General features: G+C 43.0%; 12 protein-coding genes. 1 reads left to right on the forward strand and 11 read right to left on the reverse strand.

The window, feature by feature from the left end:
- Positions 1-130: 130 nt before the first annotated feature.
- The 9 genes from U1E44_RS09970 to U1E44_RS10010 all read right to left on the reverse strand — a co-directional run bounded on the left by U1E44_RS09970 (position 131) and on the right by U1E44_RS10010 (position 11,669).
- Positions 131-1,117: a phosphotransferase gene (locus U1E44_RS09970; RefSeq protein ID WP_322930934.1), complete on the reverse strand. Its 987-nt coding sequence runs from the start codon at positions 1,115-1,117 to the stop codon at positions 131-133.
- On the reverse strand, positions 1,114-2,043 hold the full coding sequence (locus U1E44_RS09975; protein WP_322930935.1) for a nucleoside hydrolase: 930 nt from the start codon (positions 2,041-2,043) through the stop codon (positions 1,114-1,116). Before U1E44_RS09975 ends, U1E44_RS09970 begins: the two co-directional genes overlap by 4 nt.
- A 138-nt stretch (positions 2,044-2,181) precedes the next feature.
- The gene (locus U1E44_RS09980; protein WP_322930936.1) at positions 2,182-2,913 is read right to left on the reverse strand and encodes an ABC transporter ATP-binding protein; all 732 of its coding nucleotides are present in this window, start codon (positions 2,911-2,913) and stop codon (positions 2,182-2,184) included.
- On the reverse strand, positions 2,913-3,686 hold the full coding sequence (locus tag U1E44_RS09985; RefSeq protein WP_322930937.1) for an ABC transporter permease: 774 nt from the start codon (positions 3,684-3,686) through the stop codon (positions 2,913-2,915). The genes U1E44_RS09980 and U1E44_RS09985 overlap by 1 nt, the downstream gene beginning before the upstream one ends.
- Positions 3,676-4,530, reverse strand: a complete 855-nt coding sequence (locus U1E44_RS09990) for an ABC transporter permease subunit (RefSeq protein WP_322930938.1) — start codon at positions 4,528-4,530, stop codon at positions 3,676-3,678. Before U1E44_RS09990 ends, U1E44_RS09985 begins: the two co-directional genes overlap by 11 nt.
- Positions 4,520-5,773 carry an ABC transporter substrate-binding protein gene (locus U1E44_RS09995; protein WP_322930939.1) on the reverse strand — a complete coding sequence of 418 codons (1,254 nt, stop codon included), beginning with the start codon at positions 5,771-5,773 and terminating at the stop codon, positions 4,520-4,522. Before U1E44_RS09995 ends, U1E44_RS09990 begins: the two co-directional genes overlap by 11 nt.
- A gap of 247 nt (positions 5,774-6,020) precedes the next feature.
- A complete protein-coding gene (locus tag U1E44_RS10000) occupies positions 6,021-7,469 on the reverse strand; it encodes a SusD/RagB family nutrient-binding outer membrane lipoprotein (protein ID WP_322930940.1) in 1,449 nt (482 codons plus the stop codon).
- A 21-nt stretch (positions 7,470-7,490) separates the two neighbouring features.
- Entirely contained in the window at positions 7,491-10,709 is a 3,219-nt protein-coding gene (locus U1E44_RS10005) for a SusC/RagA family TonB-linked outer membrane protein (protein ID WP_322930941.1), read from the reverse strand.
- A 261-nt stretch (positions 10,710-10,970) separates the two neighbouring features.
- Entirely contained in the window at positions 10,971-11,669 is a 699-nt protein-coding gene (locus U1E44_RS10010; RefSeq protein WP_322930942.1) for a TIGR04282 family arsenosugar biosynthesis glycosyltransferase, read from the reverse strand.
- Between the two features lie 502 nt (positions 11,670-12,171).
- On the opposite strand from U1E44_RS10010, the gene U1E44_RS10015 reads away from it, so the two are divergent.
- Complete coding sequence (locus U1E44_RS10015) at positions 12,172-12,786, forward strand: TetR/AcrR family transcriptional regulator (protein WP_322930943.1); 615 nt, start codon at positions 12,172-12,174, stop codon at positions 12,784-12,786.
- 54 nt (positions 12,787-12,840) lie between these two features.
- Here U1E44_RS10015 and U1E44_RS10020 read toward each other — a convergent pair whose 3' ends face one another.
- Both U1E44_RS10020 and U1E44_RS10025 read right to left on the reverse strand, forming a co-directional pair.
- Entirely contained in the window at positions 12,841-13,902 is a 1,062-nt protein-coding gene (locus tag U1E44_RS10020) for a glycosyltransferase family 9 protein (protein WP_322930944.1), read from the reverse strand.
- Positions 13,889-14,494 (reverse strand): DUF4254 domain-containing protein, encoded by a 606-nt coding sequence (locus U1E44_RS10025; RefSeq protein WP_322930945.1) that lies wholly within the window; start codon positions 14,492-14,494, stop codon positions 13,889-13,891. The genes U1E44_RS10020 and U1E44_RS10025 overlap by 14 nt, the downstream gene beginning before the upstream one ends.
- Positions 14,495-14,526 lie beyond the last annotated feature (32 nt).

The following is a 14,526-nucleotide window of genomic DNA, read 5'->3' on the forward strand; positions in this document are numbered from 1 at the left end:
TCTGAACCACTGATTTGTTAGATTTTTGGATTACCTTAATTCTTCTCCATTTCGTAATTCGTAATTCGTAATTAATTTCGGAATAAATGGCTTTCTTAATCTAGAATAAACCCATTGGTATGTTATGCCCTTACTGCGTCAGCACTGTTCTTGCTTCGTCTAAAAGGGCAAGTCGCTTTTCCAAATCCATTTCTAAAGGTAATTGTGCCAAGCCCAACATACGCCGAAGCAGTTCAATGGCCGTAAACTTTTGGCGAAGAGTATCCTCTAAAGGTGCCAAGGCAGTATAGTGTGCCAAGCCTTTTGAAATAAGTGTTTCAGGTTGGTCTGCCATTTTTAAGTGTGCAATGGTGACGCCTATCTCAAATTCCGGCGGGCCAAAAAAACAAAATTCGGGGTCTATGACTTTTACGCCATGTGCCGTGCGCAACCAACTCCCCGGAAAATAGTCGCCATGCAAGAGACTAGGCCCATCTGCCAGGTATAACTCGCCCAATTCGGATGCTCTTTGCGCTAATAGGACATCATTTTTAAAGGGTTGGGCTGCTGCCTTTAGTCCAGGGAGTACCATCTCTAAATCTAAACCGTTGTCCTGTAAAAAGGGATACCGAAATATATGTTCGTGGTTTAGAGCCCGCATTTCCCTATTGTAGATGATTTTTGATGTGGTATTGCTCCGAATCCCCAGATGTAATTTGGCCGCAAATTCCATAAGAGCCAACAGCTCATTTTCCGGCATTAACGCTCCTATGCGATAGAGATAGGTATAATCGTTTCCCTTACCTAAATCGTCCATGAGCATTATGCTGTTAGCCGCATCGAGTCCAATAAGACCGGGCATCATAGCCGCCAATTCCGGTATCGTTTCAACTAAAGCGTAAAACTCGGTCTCTTTGACCACTCTGTCTTTTGGAGCTGCTAATTGCGGATATTTTTCTACGTATTCCCGGCTTTGTTTTACAATGAAGGAACGCTTGGTAGTCGCTACCCGTAATGTAAAATTCATGTTTCCCTCTCCGGGTTTTTCTATGTATAGCACAGTTTCATTAGCGGACAACCAGCCGTTTTCTTTCAGGTATTGGGCTATAGCATTGGTATCGGCGGTTAATTTTCTCATAGGGTGTTTACTTTTAAGCTTTGTAGCAGAAGATTGTGGTAGGCGGGCACCACATCATAACAATAGGTTACCGGATAACCGGATTGTGTATCGCATAGTAAATAGGCTTTAAACACCTGGTTTTTATTTTCTTTGACGGTATCGTCCGGATGTATTTCCAAACGAGCATATAATGGCTCTAAAACGAGGTCTTGGGGGGCTATAATATAATGGCTCGCTAACACATCAAAAGGGTTAAACCCATTTGCGCCCTCTTGTTCCCATTGTTGCAGCCAGTTTTGGGAGGCTTCGGACAACCATTCGTTGCCGGGTATCCCGTTGCGCATGGCTTCCAAATCGGTTTGGGTAATCCAAACCTTACTGGAAATCTCAAAAGGGCAAAGTACTACAGGCACTTGGTGTTCAAATAAAATACGGAATGCATCATTATCTAAGTCAAAATTAAGGTCTTGCGCATGATTGCCTTTGGTGCCAATTTTAAAGTAATCTGTGGGTTTTCTGCGCCCTGCCACTAGGACAATTTCGGTAATTTGGGATTTCAATTCGGGGTACTTCAGCACTAAAATTCCAATATTGGTGGCCGGGCCAATAGCGAGAATTGTCAAAGGTTCCTTTTGCAAGGCAGCCGCTAACGCCTCTACAGCTTCATTTGTTGACACATTTTTTAGATCGATAGCCGCTCCGGCACCTTTATATACAGGGATTTGCTGATCTGCCAACTGATCGCTTATAAATTGCCCTATACGAAATGCATTTTCGATACTGGTATTTCCAAATACGGTGCTGATGCCTTTAATTTCGATATGCTCCGCATATAACAATTGCAAGACGGCATACCCGTCATCTACGTCGCTATACCCATCGCTGTGGAGTCGTTTTAGTCCTACCGACAAATCCGTGTCAATCCAAACTTTCTTTTTCTTCATCGTTTCAAATTTTAAATGTCTTTGCCCTTTCATGGCTACCCTCATTGGCAGAGAACTTCCGTTATAATTGCTATGTACCCTTAGGCGTTTTTATGCCCACAGCAACAACCCTGCATGGATAGGCCATCACTTTTTAGGTTAGGCCGACTCCGGCAGCAAATTGCCCCAAAATTCTATTTCATTTTGCACTCCGGTTTCAGGGTCTTTTATAAACTCTTTTTTAGTTTGATATACTTTAAGCACACCCTTTTGCATGTACCCGATTTGATCGCCCATAAGCACCGCTTCCTTAAGGTCGTGGGTTACAAAGAGGGAGGTGATACCGTAATCCTTGGTCAGCTTTTTAAATAATTCTTGCATCCGTTGGCGCGTTCCGGTATCCAGACTGCCGAAAGGCTCATCTAGCAGCAAAAGGGATGGATTTGTGATAATAGCTCGTCCGAAGGACACCCGTTGTCGTTGCCCGCCGGAAAGCTGCGTCGGCATTTTTTTTGCTTGTGCTTCTAATTCTAAACTTTGAAGCATGGTGTGCACACGTTCCTTAATCTCTTTTTCGGGCCTTTTCTTTATACGCAAGCCAAACGCAATATTTTCGTAGGCATTGAGATGCGGAAAAAGCAAATCTTCCTGATAGAGATATACAATATGGCGCTTTTCCGGTTTTTTTAGGGTGATGTCTTCTCCGTTTAACACAATACGCCCGGCATCCGGAGTAACCAATCCGCCAATGGTTTTTAGCATGGTAGTCTTGCCGCAGCCCGACTTTCCTAAAATGCTGAGCGTATCTTTGGCTTCGAGGGTAAAACTAAGGTCTTTTACCACGCGTTCAGAACCAAAACTCTTTACAATATGGGCTACTTCCAGAAACATCACACTAAATTTTTAAAAACATACCGTTTGTTAAGGTACAAAAGCACTACCGGCGGAAAAATGAGCAAACAACAGCTAAGTGCCCCATAATGGTAATTGGCCTCCTTAATAAAGAGAAATACCTTTATCGTTAAGGTCTGTACTTTTCCAATGCCTATTATGGAGGTGAGCCCAAACTCGAACCAAGAAACTAAAAATGTTTGAAAGAAACAAATAAGCAACAAGCCCTTGGCCAGCGGTAAAACTACCTTGGTGAGCCTTTGACAAGGATTGCTCCCCAACGTGGTAGCCAAGTCTTCATAATTTTTAATCGTAGTATTCCAAAAACTGCTGAAAAAGAGTAGTGCATAGGGAAATGCGATACTAAATTGCGCCAAAATAACGCCTGCCATATTTCCAAAAAGTCCTAATTTTAAGAAAAAATAACTTAAACAAGCTGCGAATACCACAGGTGCCAAAATGTACGGAAAATAGGCAAATAAGGTTAATATTCTTTTTTTAGGGTGATAAAATACGGCTTTACTAATTAAAAAACCCATACTAGTAGCTGCAACGGCCACCGACAACGAAATAAGTACCGACGACAAAAAACTTTGTAAGAGCCCAACCTCGGAACCTAAAACCATATGCCAATTTTTAAGCCCAAAATAGGTAGGTTTTAAGTCGGGAAACCGCCAATCTGATAGTAGCGACAAAAACACCATATACACAAACGGGAACAAAATTAGCCCTATAGCTAAGGCCAGCACTAGGTGTTTCCAGTTAAGTTTCATGGCTCCAATGGCGTTTAGGTAAAAATAAAAGTACAGCAGCGATGGCCACGATGAGGGTATATAAAACGGCTACCACGTAGCCTTCCGAAATCTTATCCAAATCAAATTGCTTGAGTTCTCTTATAATCAACACAGAAAGCATTTGGGGCGATTCTTGCCCAAGCAGCAGCGGCACTTCATAGGCACCCAGTAAAAAGATGAAATACAGCACAACCAACACCCAAGTTTTTTTTAGCAATATGGGTAAAAAGACGCGTTGCGTAACTTGCTTGGGACTAGCACCTAGCGTAGTGGCGAGCGTGGAAAGTGCCGCTACCCTTTCGTTCTTATACACATTTAGAAAAAGGAGGATAAAAAAGGGCATAATAAGGGTTATGAAAGACAGCACAATACCAAAAGCCAGTGCGTCGTTTACAAGATCGGGAAATTGCGAGGGTTCGGTAATCCAGCCAAAGGCGTACGCTAAACGGGCAAAAAACCCGCCTTTAGAAAATAACTGTAGCGTAAAAAAAGCGGTGACAATGCTGGGGACTGCGAGCGGAAGATAGATTAAAAACGACACCCATTTATGCTCCAGATGGTTTCTGAATTTGAGGGTTACCCACAAAGCACCTCCTACCGCAAAGACTATAGCCACAAGTGCTATTTTAAAACTGTAGAAAAAGGATTTAAAAAACATTCCCGATTCCAGAACCGATACCCAAAATTGTGTTGTAAATCCGCTATTGGCAGCTCCCACAATGCCGAAACTGTATAATAGGGCATAGCCTAGTGCTGCAGCAAAGGGGACAACCCCAATGAGCACAAAAAAAAGTAGGCTTATATGGGTGCTTTTATTTTTCAATTACATATTTCCTAAAATCTTCATAAAGTCTGATCATATATTCCGGAGCCGGTTCGGCCATGGCATAATCGGCCAAATCACTCATTGCGGGACCGTACTTGGGTTTTGGAAGTGCGGTAAATTGAGCCTGCACTTCGGCGGGCAACCTTGGAATGTGAAGCACGGTATTCGAATTCATTCCTTCCGCATCGGCCTTTTGGTACTGTGCTTCGGGCGACATTAAGAAATTAATAACTTGCATGGCTCCGGCCTTTTGCGGTGCGTTTTTTAAGATTCCCAAATAGTTTGCATTCTTTATTGTTCCATTTTCCCAAGCGTACCCTTTGGTGGATGATGGGTACAAGCCGCTTCGCACCTTTTCTTCGATCCCTCCTTCACCAAAACCATAGGTGATATGCAACTCGCCATTCGCAAATAACTGACTGGCTACCGTTTGTTCCTTTGGAAACGTGGTGCCCTCTTTCCAAAAGTAGGTTTTATGTGTATTGATGTACTCCCAAAGCTGTTTGGAAAGCGTATCGTATTTAACCGCATCAAAAGCACCATCCAAGCTGGTGGAGCTCCCGCCAAGTTCGGCCAAAAAACTTTTTAACAAGGTCATCCCCGTAAAGTCATTAGATATGGTAAATGTGCCCGGATGTGCTTTTACATAGCGGGATAATGCCTCCAAATCTTTTGGCGGATTGGGAACATGTACCGAATCGTAGACCATGGCAAACTGGCCTATGTTCCACGGTGCTTCCATTCCGTTGATGGGCTGTTGAAAATCAATACTAATAAAGCGATCTTGAAAATCAACATAGGCGGCATGCGGAAGTTGCTCCACAAAAGGCCCCCATAAGCCGTCTAATTTACGTAATTGAAAAAAAGTCTCGCCATTTATCCAAACCATATCCACCTGACCCCTTTGGATTCCGGCCTCCATTTCTCCCATGACCAACTGTACTATTTCCGGACCTTGCCCATTACTGATACGCAAATCGATACCAAAACGTTCTTTTACCGTGGGCACCACATAGTTATTTATATAGGCATTGATTACGGGGCTACCCTGCCACATCATAAAATGTACCGTGCTACCCTGAGCTTCCTGAGCAACCACTTCCCACTGAGCCGCTAAAAGATAGTCATCGTCCTTTCCGGCAGACGAGCCGCAAGCACAAAGCAAAAGACAGCCAAAAAAGCCAGTCCATATCATTTTAAAATTCCGACTTAAAAGATGCTGTTTCATTGCTTGTTTCATTGCGAATTCTATTTATTCAATCTAAAGATTCCGCGACCCTTAGGTCGGGGTTTCCCATTTACCTCTCCTTTGGAGAGGTTGGAACTGTCTTTTTACAGTTCCGGGTGAGGTAAAATACAAAATTTCGGTTTTTGGCCCAAAGGCCAAAATGAAACTGGCGAAATACCCTATGGCTTGCCTCGGGGATAGTCAGTTTCAAGAAATTTTTTATTGCAGCCGAGGCCGCTTTTTTTCAATCCCTGAGTCCCTAGTCCTTTTCCCACCAGCCTTTACTATTAATATTGTCTCCACCAATTCGTGCTACCGCCTCCTGATAATTAGCACTATTGGTGGCCTGTTCGGATTCCGGATAAATATACCGAACGGGATATTGATTGTCGTTTAAATTATCCGGTCCCGGTTTTAGTGCAGGAATTCCTGTTCTACGCACATTAAACCAAGCTTCGTGTCCCACGGAAATAAGACTAAGCCATTTTTGGGTAAGAATTTTATTCAAATTATCAACCCCATTTAAGGCTACGGCTTCCCTCGTAAAATAATCGGCCGGTAATGCCACATTGTAATATTCAAAGCTTGCCCGAATACCTTCCTGATAAAACGCCTCTACGTCGCCACTAATATAACCTCTTTCTGCGGCTTCTGCCAAGGCAAATTGCACTTCGGCGTATTGCATAAACTGTGCATCTACCCCATCGGGCACATCCCTAAAAATAGCACCAAACAAGGAAATATCATTGAGATTTATCCCTGCCTCAGCAATGGTCTCTCTAGCCTGACCGTTTAGCAGTCCTTTGTATTGGGGCGTTCCCGCATTAACACTTATTTGGGTAGGTTTGTACAAAACTGCTACTCGGGGGTCGTTCCAAAGTGTAAGTACAGAGTCTACGGTGCGTGTCATTCGATGCTCTTGATACAGCCCAAGGGATGTAGAAAACAAGGGGTATTGGTTTGGTGCAGCACCTAAGTACGGTAGTACCGCATTGTCGCTGTTAGAGGCGATCAATTTTCCGGAAGCGACTAAATTCTGCATTTCTGAAAAATTGGTCGTTCTTTTGCTAATTCGTAAGCGATACCGCAATTGGAGCGAATTACCAAAACGCACCCATTTATCGAGATCGCCATTGTACATGACATCGCCGGCAATGGTAGCCGAAGTACTTTCTAAGGTAGCTACCGCTCTTTGCAATACAGCCAGAATACCCGTTTGCGGATCGGTATATATACTTTCTTGTGTATCGTATACAGGGGTGAAATTTCCTTCTAAGGCCTGTACCGCCTGAGTATAGGGCACATCGTTCCACATATCGGTCAGTTGCGAAAACAAATAGCTTTGTAAAATATCGCCCACCGCAGCATAGGCTTCGTTAGTGCCTTCGAGTTCCTTCATGGATTTAATGTCTGACAACAGCCTGAAAATAGAATTCCAATAATCGCTATTAGACCCCATTTCATACCGATCTATGCGTTCAAATTCTACGCTTGCTGCAAATTGACCCAAATAATTAGCCAGTCTAAATCCCTGAAAATAGGCATGCTGATCGGCTTGAATAGAGATAATATTAGTTAACAAGAATTGAGGGTTTACATTTTGCGGTACATTTGGGTTTTCATTGATTTCCTCAAAATCTTCAGTACATCCCTGCATCCCTATACCCGTAAGGGCCAAACAAAATACAATATAGAGTGATTTTTTCATTGTGATCGTTTTATACATTCCTTAAAATTGGGTTTTTACACTTACACCGAAACTCCGGGTCGATGGATAGGATACATCCTCTACGCCACTGACGATATTCCGCTCTTGAAAGGCATTTAGTTCCGGATCAAAATGGGGATTTTCGGTAAATAAAAGTAAATTATTACCCACCAAGCCCAGTTTAATACTTTGAAACCCTAATGATTTTGTTAGTTTATCCGAAATGTTATAATATAAGCTAACTTGCCTTAATTTAAGATAAGAAGCACTATACAAGGCACTGGCCTCATTGCCCCGATCAAAAACAGTATTGTAATATTGACTAGCCGATACCGAAGTGGTATTGGGAACAAATTGAGGATTTTCTGCGGTGCCCACATTCATTACGCCGTCGCCCACAATACCGGTTTCTCTTCCTGCCAGGGTTTCTTGCAGCACCCCGGCGGTATTGCCTATGGCTCTGGTACGTGAAACGATGGTACCGCCTTGTCGCCAATCCCAAAGCACGGTCATTTCTATTCCTTTATATGAAAATTTGTTGCTAAACCCCATGCTAAAATCGGGATTGTAATTCCCCAAAAGCCTCAGGTTGGGATCCTGAATGGGTAGACCGTTGGCGCCAAACAGCGTTTTTCCGTCGACTTCCACAAAACCACTGCCAAACATATCGCCTACCCTTCCATTTTCGCGGGCAATAAAAAATACGGTATTGGATCCTCCGGAGCCCGAAAACACATTGGCGGTACCCGTTACAAACTGATCTACGCCATCTGGCAGCTCCTTTACCACACTGCGATAGATGGAAAAATTTACGGAGGATTGCCATTGAAAATTTTGGAGTTTTATAATAGCGCCACTAAGCATGCCCTCAAAACCCCGGGTACGTACTTTACCTCCGTTTTGATTGACATTGGCAAAGCCACTACTCTGCGATACCGGTCTGGAGATAATCTGATCTATACTCGTGTTTTGATATCCGGAAAGGTCTACCTGAAGTCTGCCGTTGAACAACCAAGCCTCTAGCCCGGCCTCCACCGCATTTAAGCGCTCCGGTTTTAAATTGGCATTTTTTAACACCGTCTCATTCGTAACTCTAAAGTCAGGTCCAAAATTCTGATTCAACAGAAAGTTTTGAGCGTTTTGAAACGGATCGGTATCGTTCCCTACACTGGCGTAACTTGCCCTGAAATTAAGATACGAAAGGGCATCGGGCATGGTAAACATATTGCTTGCCACGTAACTTGCGCCTACGGAATAATATCCAAAAGAATTATTATTCTCGGGAAGCGTGCTACTCCAATCATTTCTATAGGTGGCATCTACGTAAAGCCAGTTTTTGTAGGCCAAGTTGGCGGTACCATAGATGCTATTGATTCGTTTGGTGAATTTTTCGCTAACTCCTTTTAGCGGTGTTCTGGAGTTCGCCAACGTATAAATACCAGGGATGGCGAGTTGCGATGCCTCAGCGAATTTATAGTTTACAATTTGGTCGAATCTGTTGGCGCCGGCAGAGACGCTATATTTCCAATCGGTATTAATTTGATCTTTGTAGGAGAGCAACACGTCGGTATTGATTTCCCTAAAGAATACATCGTCCTCTCTATAGGTGCCAAAAGGGTTTGAAATGGTACTAGCTGCGCGTCTAAATTCTCTGTTGTCATTATAGGTGTCTAATCCGGTTCTTAGGCTAAGGCTAAGTTTATCCGAAAAATCATAGATACCCGATACATTCCCCAAGATTCTGTTTTTCCGAAAACTGTTGGTGTTCTCGAAAAGGGTGAGGTACGGGTTGGTCACCCATAAATAATTAAAGTTAAATTGCTGCAAGCCTTCTTGTCCTGCTTGCCAGTAGTTTCGAAGGGACGAAATGTTGGTTTGGCGGCCTGTCCATATAAAACCGTACAAAGGATTTTCGAAGCCATACCCTAAATTAGGTCGGTTATCGCTTCGGGTATAGATATAATTTACAAAGGTCTTCACTTTTAATTTATCACTAAGATCGTGATCTAAACTAAAAGCCAAGCCATCCCTGTCTAAGTTGGTATTTGGCATTATCCCTTCGTTGCGAAGATTGCTGTACGAGAGTCGCACACTGCCATTCTCGCCAGATGAAGTTATCGCCACATTGTTTTGATAGGTTACCCCGGTATCAAAGAAATTGCGCACATTATCGGGTCTAGAGACCCAAGGGGTAGGTGTAATTTCGGTGAAAGAGCCATCCGGAAAGGTTCTGGAAATAACATCGCCTGCACGAACAGGATTTCCGTTGATATCTGTAGAAGGACTATCGAACTGGGCAATGAGTTGACCTTGATCCAAACGCGGCCCGAAACTGCTGATCCCTCCATCGTTAATGCCTGCTCCTATCCCATTTTGAAAGGAATATTGCCCATTAGATCCGCCGCCGTATTGGTTTTGGTAATCCGGTAAGGTAAGTAAGGTTTCCAGCGTAATGGTGCTGCTGGTACTTACCCCAAACCCTTTCTTTCGAGAACCTCTTTTGGTGGTTATCACTACCACTCCATTGGCGGCTCTAGCCCCATATAAGGCTGCAGAACCCGCCCCTTTTAGTATGGATATGGAAGCGATGTCATCGGGGCTTATTTCTGAGGCGCCATTGCCATAATCTACTTCTTGCAACGCTCCGTCATTAACCAAATCGCTGGTAATTTGCTCATTGCTAATGGGCACGCCGTCGATTACAAATAGCGGCTGATTGCTGCCACTCAAGGAATTCTCTCCTCGGATAACAATACGCGAAGAAGACCCTACCCCCGATGATCCGTTGGTGATTTGTACCCCGGCCACCTGTCCTGCTAAACTATTTACAAGGTTGGTCATAGGCACTTCGGTAAGTTGGGCCGAAGAAACGCGAGTAACGGCAGAGCTCAACGACTGCTTTTCTCTTTCGATACCCAAAGCGGTTACCACCACACCTTCTAACTGTTCGGAGGACAATTCTAATACAATACCTTCGGGCATTTGTCCGTTGGAAATGCTAATCCTCCTGTTTTTATACCCAATGGAAGCGATATCCAATTGAAAATTAGAAGTGGCCAACTCCAAAGAAAACACCCCGTTTTCATCGGTTACGGTATATGTTTCCAACCCAACCACTTGTACTGTGGCATAGGGAATAGGCTGTGCGTCTTCATCTACCAATTGGGACGTATAGGTGTTGGTTTGGCTCCATGCAGTCCATACCAAAAACTGCAGGAATCCTACTAAAACTATTTTCATATGTTACTATTTATTTTTTTATTCGGTTGCATGGAACATCCCAGTCCGTATTTCGCTGTGTGATCAAAAATTAATCATGGGCGTTTCATGTATTCTTAGTTTTTGATTTTTTTCGCAGCCCACCGTAACGAACAGAATCGTGTTTGGGCTATGATTTAATTTTCCATAATTCCGTTCTACTATTTTAATAGCATACACCACATATTGGCGCAAACAGAGTTTGCGTTAGCAATGAAGTGGTTGTTATGTTTAGAAGGAAAATTAGTGGCCGGGAGGACCGCGAAGCGTATGTGCCTTAGCTAAGGCCGAAGGCATAAAAAGTACCCTATTCTTTGTATAGGTTAGGTTAGGTCTTGACAGTTGGCCTAAAACAAACTTAGAAAGTGCCAAAAAAGGGTTTTCAAGGGCAAAAGTTAGCATATCCTTAGCCGTGTCAATGTCGGCAAGGGGTTGTAGCAGTGCTATAGTATCTGTATTTCCTAGCGCATTTTCGGCTAGATGCTGGAATAAGGTGTCTTGCAACCAAGGCAAAGCACTAAAAGTGTTTTTAGTAAAGGAAGCCTTTTGGACTCCTATAAGATATACGCCGCCATCGGTAGAAGGGCCTACTACCACCTTATGTTCTTGTAATTTGTCTATCGCAGTCCTAAGAAGATCTGTGGTAAGCAAAGGACAGTCGTTTCCAATGGAGACTACTTTGGTATATCCTTGATCATATAATTCTTGGAACGCATTGGCAAAACGTTCGCCAAAGGTATGGCCACGTTGCTTTTTTTCGTCAATCCAAACTACATCTACGCCACTTTTAAGCGCTATATCGGCAGTTTGTTTGATAAGGATATTAAAAAAATCCTGAGTTGCTGCTTGTTTTCCACTTCCAAAAAGTGCCTTTCTCTTGGCTTCCTTTTGCGCTGAAAGTGAGAATACTAATAGGGCAGTATCGTTGATTTTTTGCTTCATTAACGGACTTAGTCGTAAAAAAAATAAAACCTTAATTTATTTCCAAAAAAATAGTCGCCTTCTCTCAGAAGCGATACGCGCTGTTAAAATCGATAAAAAATTTCTTGAAAAAGGCAGTTCCGATCGCTCCAAAGGTGCGATAAATAGGAAACCACGATCCAAGGGTCGGGGGCTCTTTAGATTGAAAGGAATACCACATAAACTACCTCGGTGCATTTAAATCGCCACGATCGCGCAAAACCATCCTATAGATTCGCAAAACTAAGAAAAAAGCCTGTGCCATACTACTCGGATACAAGGCGACGTACTAAAATTAGACCTTAGTCCCTGAGGCAAAACAAACCAATTGGTAAACTAGCGCTACAAGGGAAGCCTTCTTTAGTACGATTTTTACTTTTGAACGAATTTTGAAGCGCTTCAACTTCTAATTTTCAAGAACCACGGATTTCATCAGTTCTTTGTTACAGACTTAACGGTCTGTTTTACCCAAAACCCAAATCTTATGGAAAAAAACCTAAAGCGCATGGCCACCATGCACCGCATGCAAATGACCGGATTAGCCTTGTTCTATCAAAACGGCTATTTCAACACCAGTATCGACGATATCCTAAAGGAGCTTCATCTTTCTAAAGGGGCATTTTACTACCACTTTAAGTCGAAAGAGGATTTTTTTATCAGTATTATTCAAAACTTGGTTGTGCAAAAAGTATATCATCTTCTGGTAGCACCTATCACCGGGAAGCAGGATCCCCTCTATGCCATTTCGAGTTGTTTTGACGATGCCTTGGAAACCGCCGAACACAACGAAATGGATAATGGATTTATACTCAGTAATTTTATCACGGAGTTTGGCCGAAAAAATCCTGAAATCAGCGGCTATCTTCAAGATATTTTAAAAATTTGGGAAGTAAACCTCATCACGGTGCTTCAGAAAGGAAAATCGGACGGGTATATAGAACGCCATGTAGACAGCGAAGCTGTGGCAACCTACCTTATCTCTTCATATATAGGTATTCGTACCCAAATGGTAGCCGGAAATTCGAAAATACTGCGGTATAAATACATGCAGCAATTACGGCAGTATTTCCGTGCTATTGCCGTAAGGCAGTTGGTGTAGGGGTGCTTGCAAGGTTTACAAACGTGTTTCGCTACACACGGATACCCCTTGCTTCTATTGCAAAATGGTTTCAATTTTTTGAACAACGGCGGATGGAGGTATTGTCTCCATGACCGTGTCATAGCCTGAGGGCATCTTGTTGCCGTAAACAGAGGTGGGAATCTGTGGAAATTTTTTTCGGTCGGCAAGCAGGGCATAGTGAGGGTCTTGTGCATACGGATAAAAGCCGGCAAACGGATGGGTAACCCCCCAAAGTGTGATTACCGGTACGCCGTACATAGCTGCAAGGTGCGCATTGCCGCTATCCATGGCCACCATAAGATCTACGTGGGAAATCAACGCCAATTCTTGCTCAAAAGAAAATGTACCGGCCGCATTAACACACCCGCTAAACTGATTGGCCCATTTTTGAAGTACGTCCTTTTCAATCGCGCCTCCTCCAAATAAAATTATTCTATACCGTTTGGTGTTTTTTAATAAACGAAGTACTTCTTCCATTAAGAAAAGAGGATACATTTTACCCGGAAAGGCAGCGAATGGTGCTATTGCTATCACCTTTCTTTTTTCAGTTCTGCCCAAAAATTTGCTGCTTTTTGGTGTCAAGGCTTGTTTATGGAGCACCGCTTTTGGCGCTAATTCTAAAGGAAAACCGGATTTACGAAACACATCGGCATACCTCTCGTGGGTAGATTTCAGCGATTGAAAGACCTTGTTTTTACCGCGTGTCAACGCCCTTTTTTCCGATCTTCCTTTGTCTATCTTTATAACGGTAACACCCCCCATTTTTAAAAAAACCCCCAAAATAGTACTGCGCAGTACGTTGTGCATATCCAAGACCTGCGTTATATGCTGCTCTTTGAGTTCTTTATAAAGCTTCCAAAGTCCAAAAACACCCTTATGCCGTCCTTTTACATCGGCACAGTACACCTTTACTTGTGGAATGGGGGTAAACATTGGGGCAAAAAAAGGTCTGGTAAGCACCGTTATTTTTGCACGTGGATATCTTTCTGTAAAACTTAGGATGACCGGCACCAACATGGCCACATCGCCCATAGCAGAGAGACGGATAATGAGCAAATGAGGGGTTTTGTCTGCTGTTTTTTTACTTTTGACCACGAAGGATGGGGTTTAGTTCCTCGTCGTTATACATTTTCATTTGTTTATAGACCTTCATGTATTTGTTGCCCGCCTCAATATCGGCCAAAAGCTGATCGATAGCTACTGAGAGATCGGTCCGTTGTTCTAACAAGACTTGCAGCTTTTTTTGACAAGCGGCCACATGAGCCGTTGTAGCATCCTCGCGGGCTACTTCTTCCTGCATATGGTATATTTTTAAGGCTAAAATAGACAAACGGTCTAGTGCCCAAGCCGGACTTTCCGTATTAATAGCAGCTGTTGATTTTATTTGAACTGATTGGTATTTTTCCAAAAAATAACTATCAATATATTCTACCAGATTGGTTCTGTCCTGATTGCTGGCATCTATTTTTCGTTTTAAATCTAACGCCGCCACCGGATCTATTTGAGGATCCCGAATAAGGTCTTCGTAGTGCCATTGTACGGTATCTATCCAGTTTTTTCGATACAATAGACGCGCAATAGGCTCTTCCTTTTCAAACGGATTGGTAAATGGCTGATACACATCATCTACCTTATGGTAATCCTGAATACTTTTTTCAAAAATAGAATACGCAAATGAGCTAAACATGACTGTGAGAGATTTGATACAAAGATACTTGA

The sequence above is a fragment of the Aurantibrevibacter litoralis genome (genome assembly GCF_034651555.1).
Classification (GTDB): domain Bacteria; phylum Bacteroidota; class Bacteroidia; order Flavobacteriales; family Flavobacteriaceae; genus Aurantibrevibacter; species Aurantibrevibacter litoralis.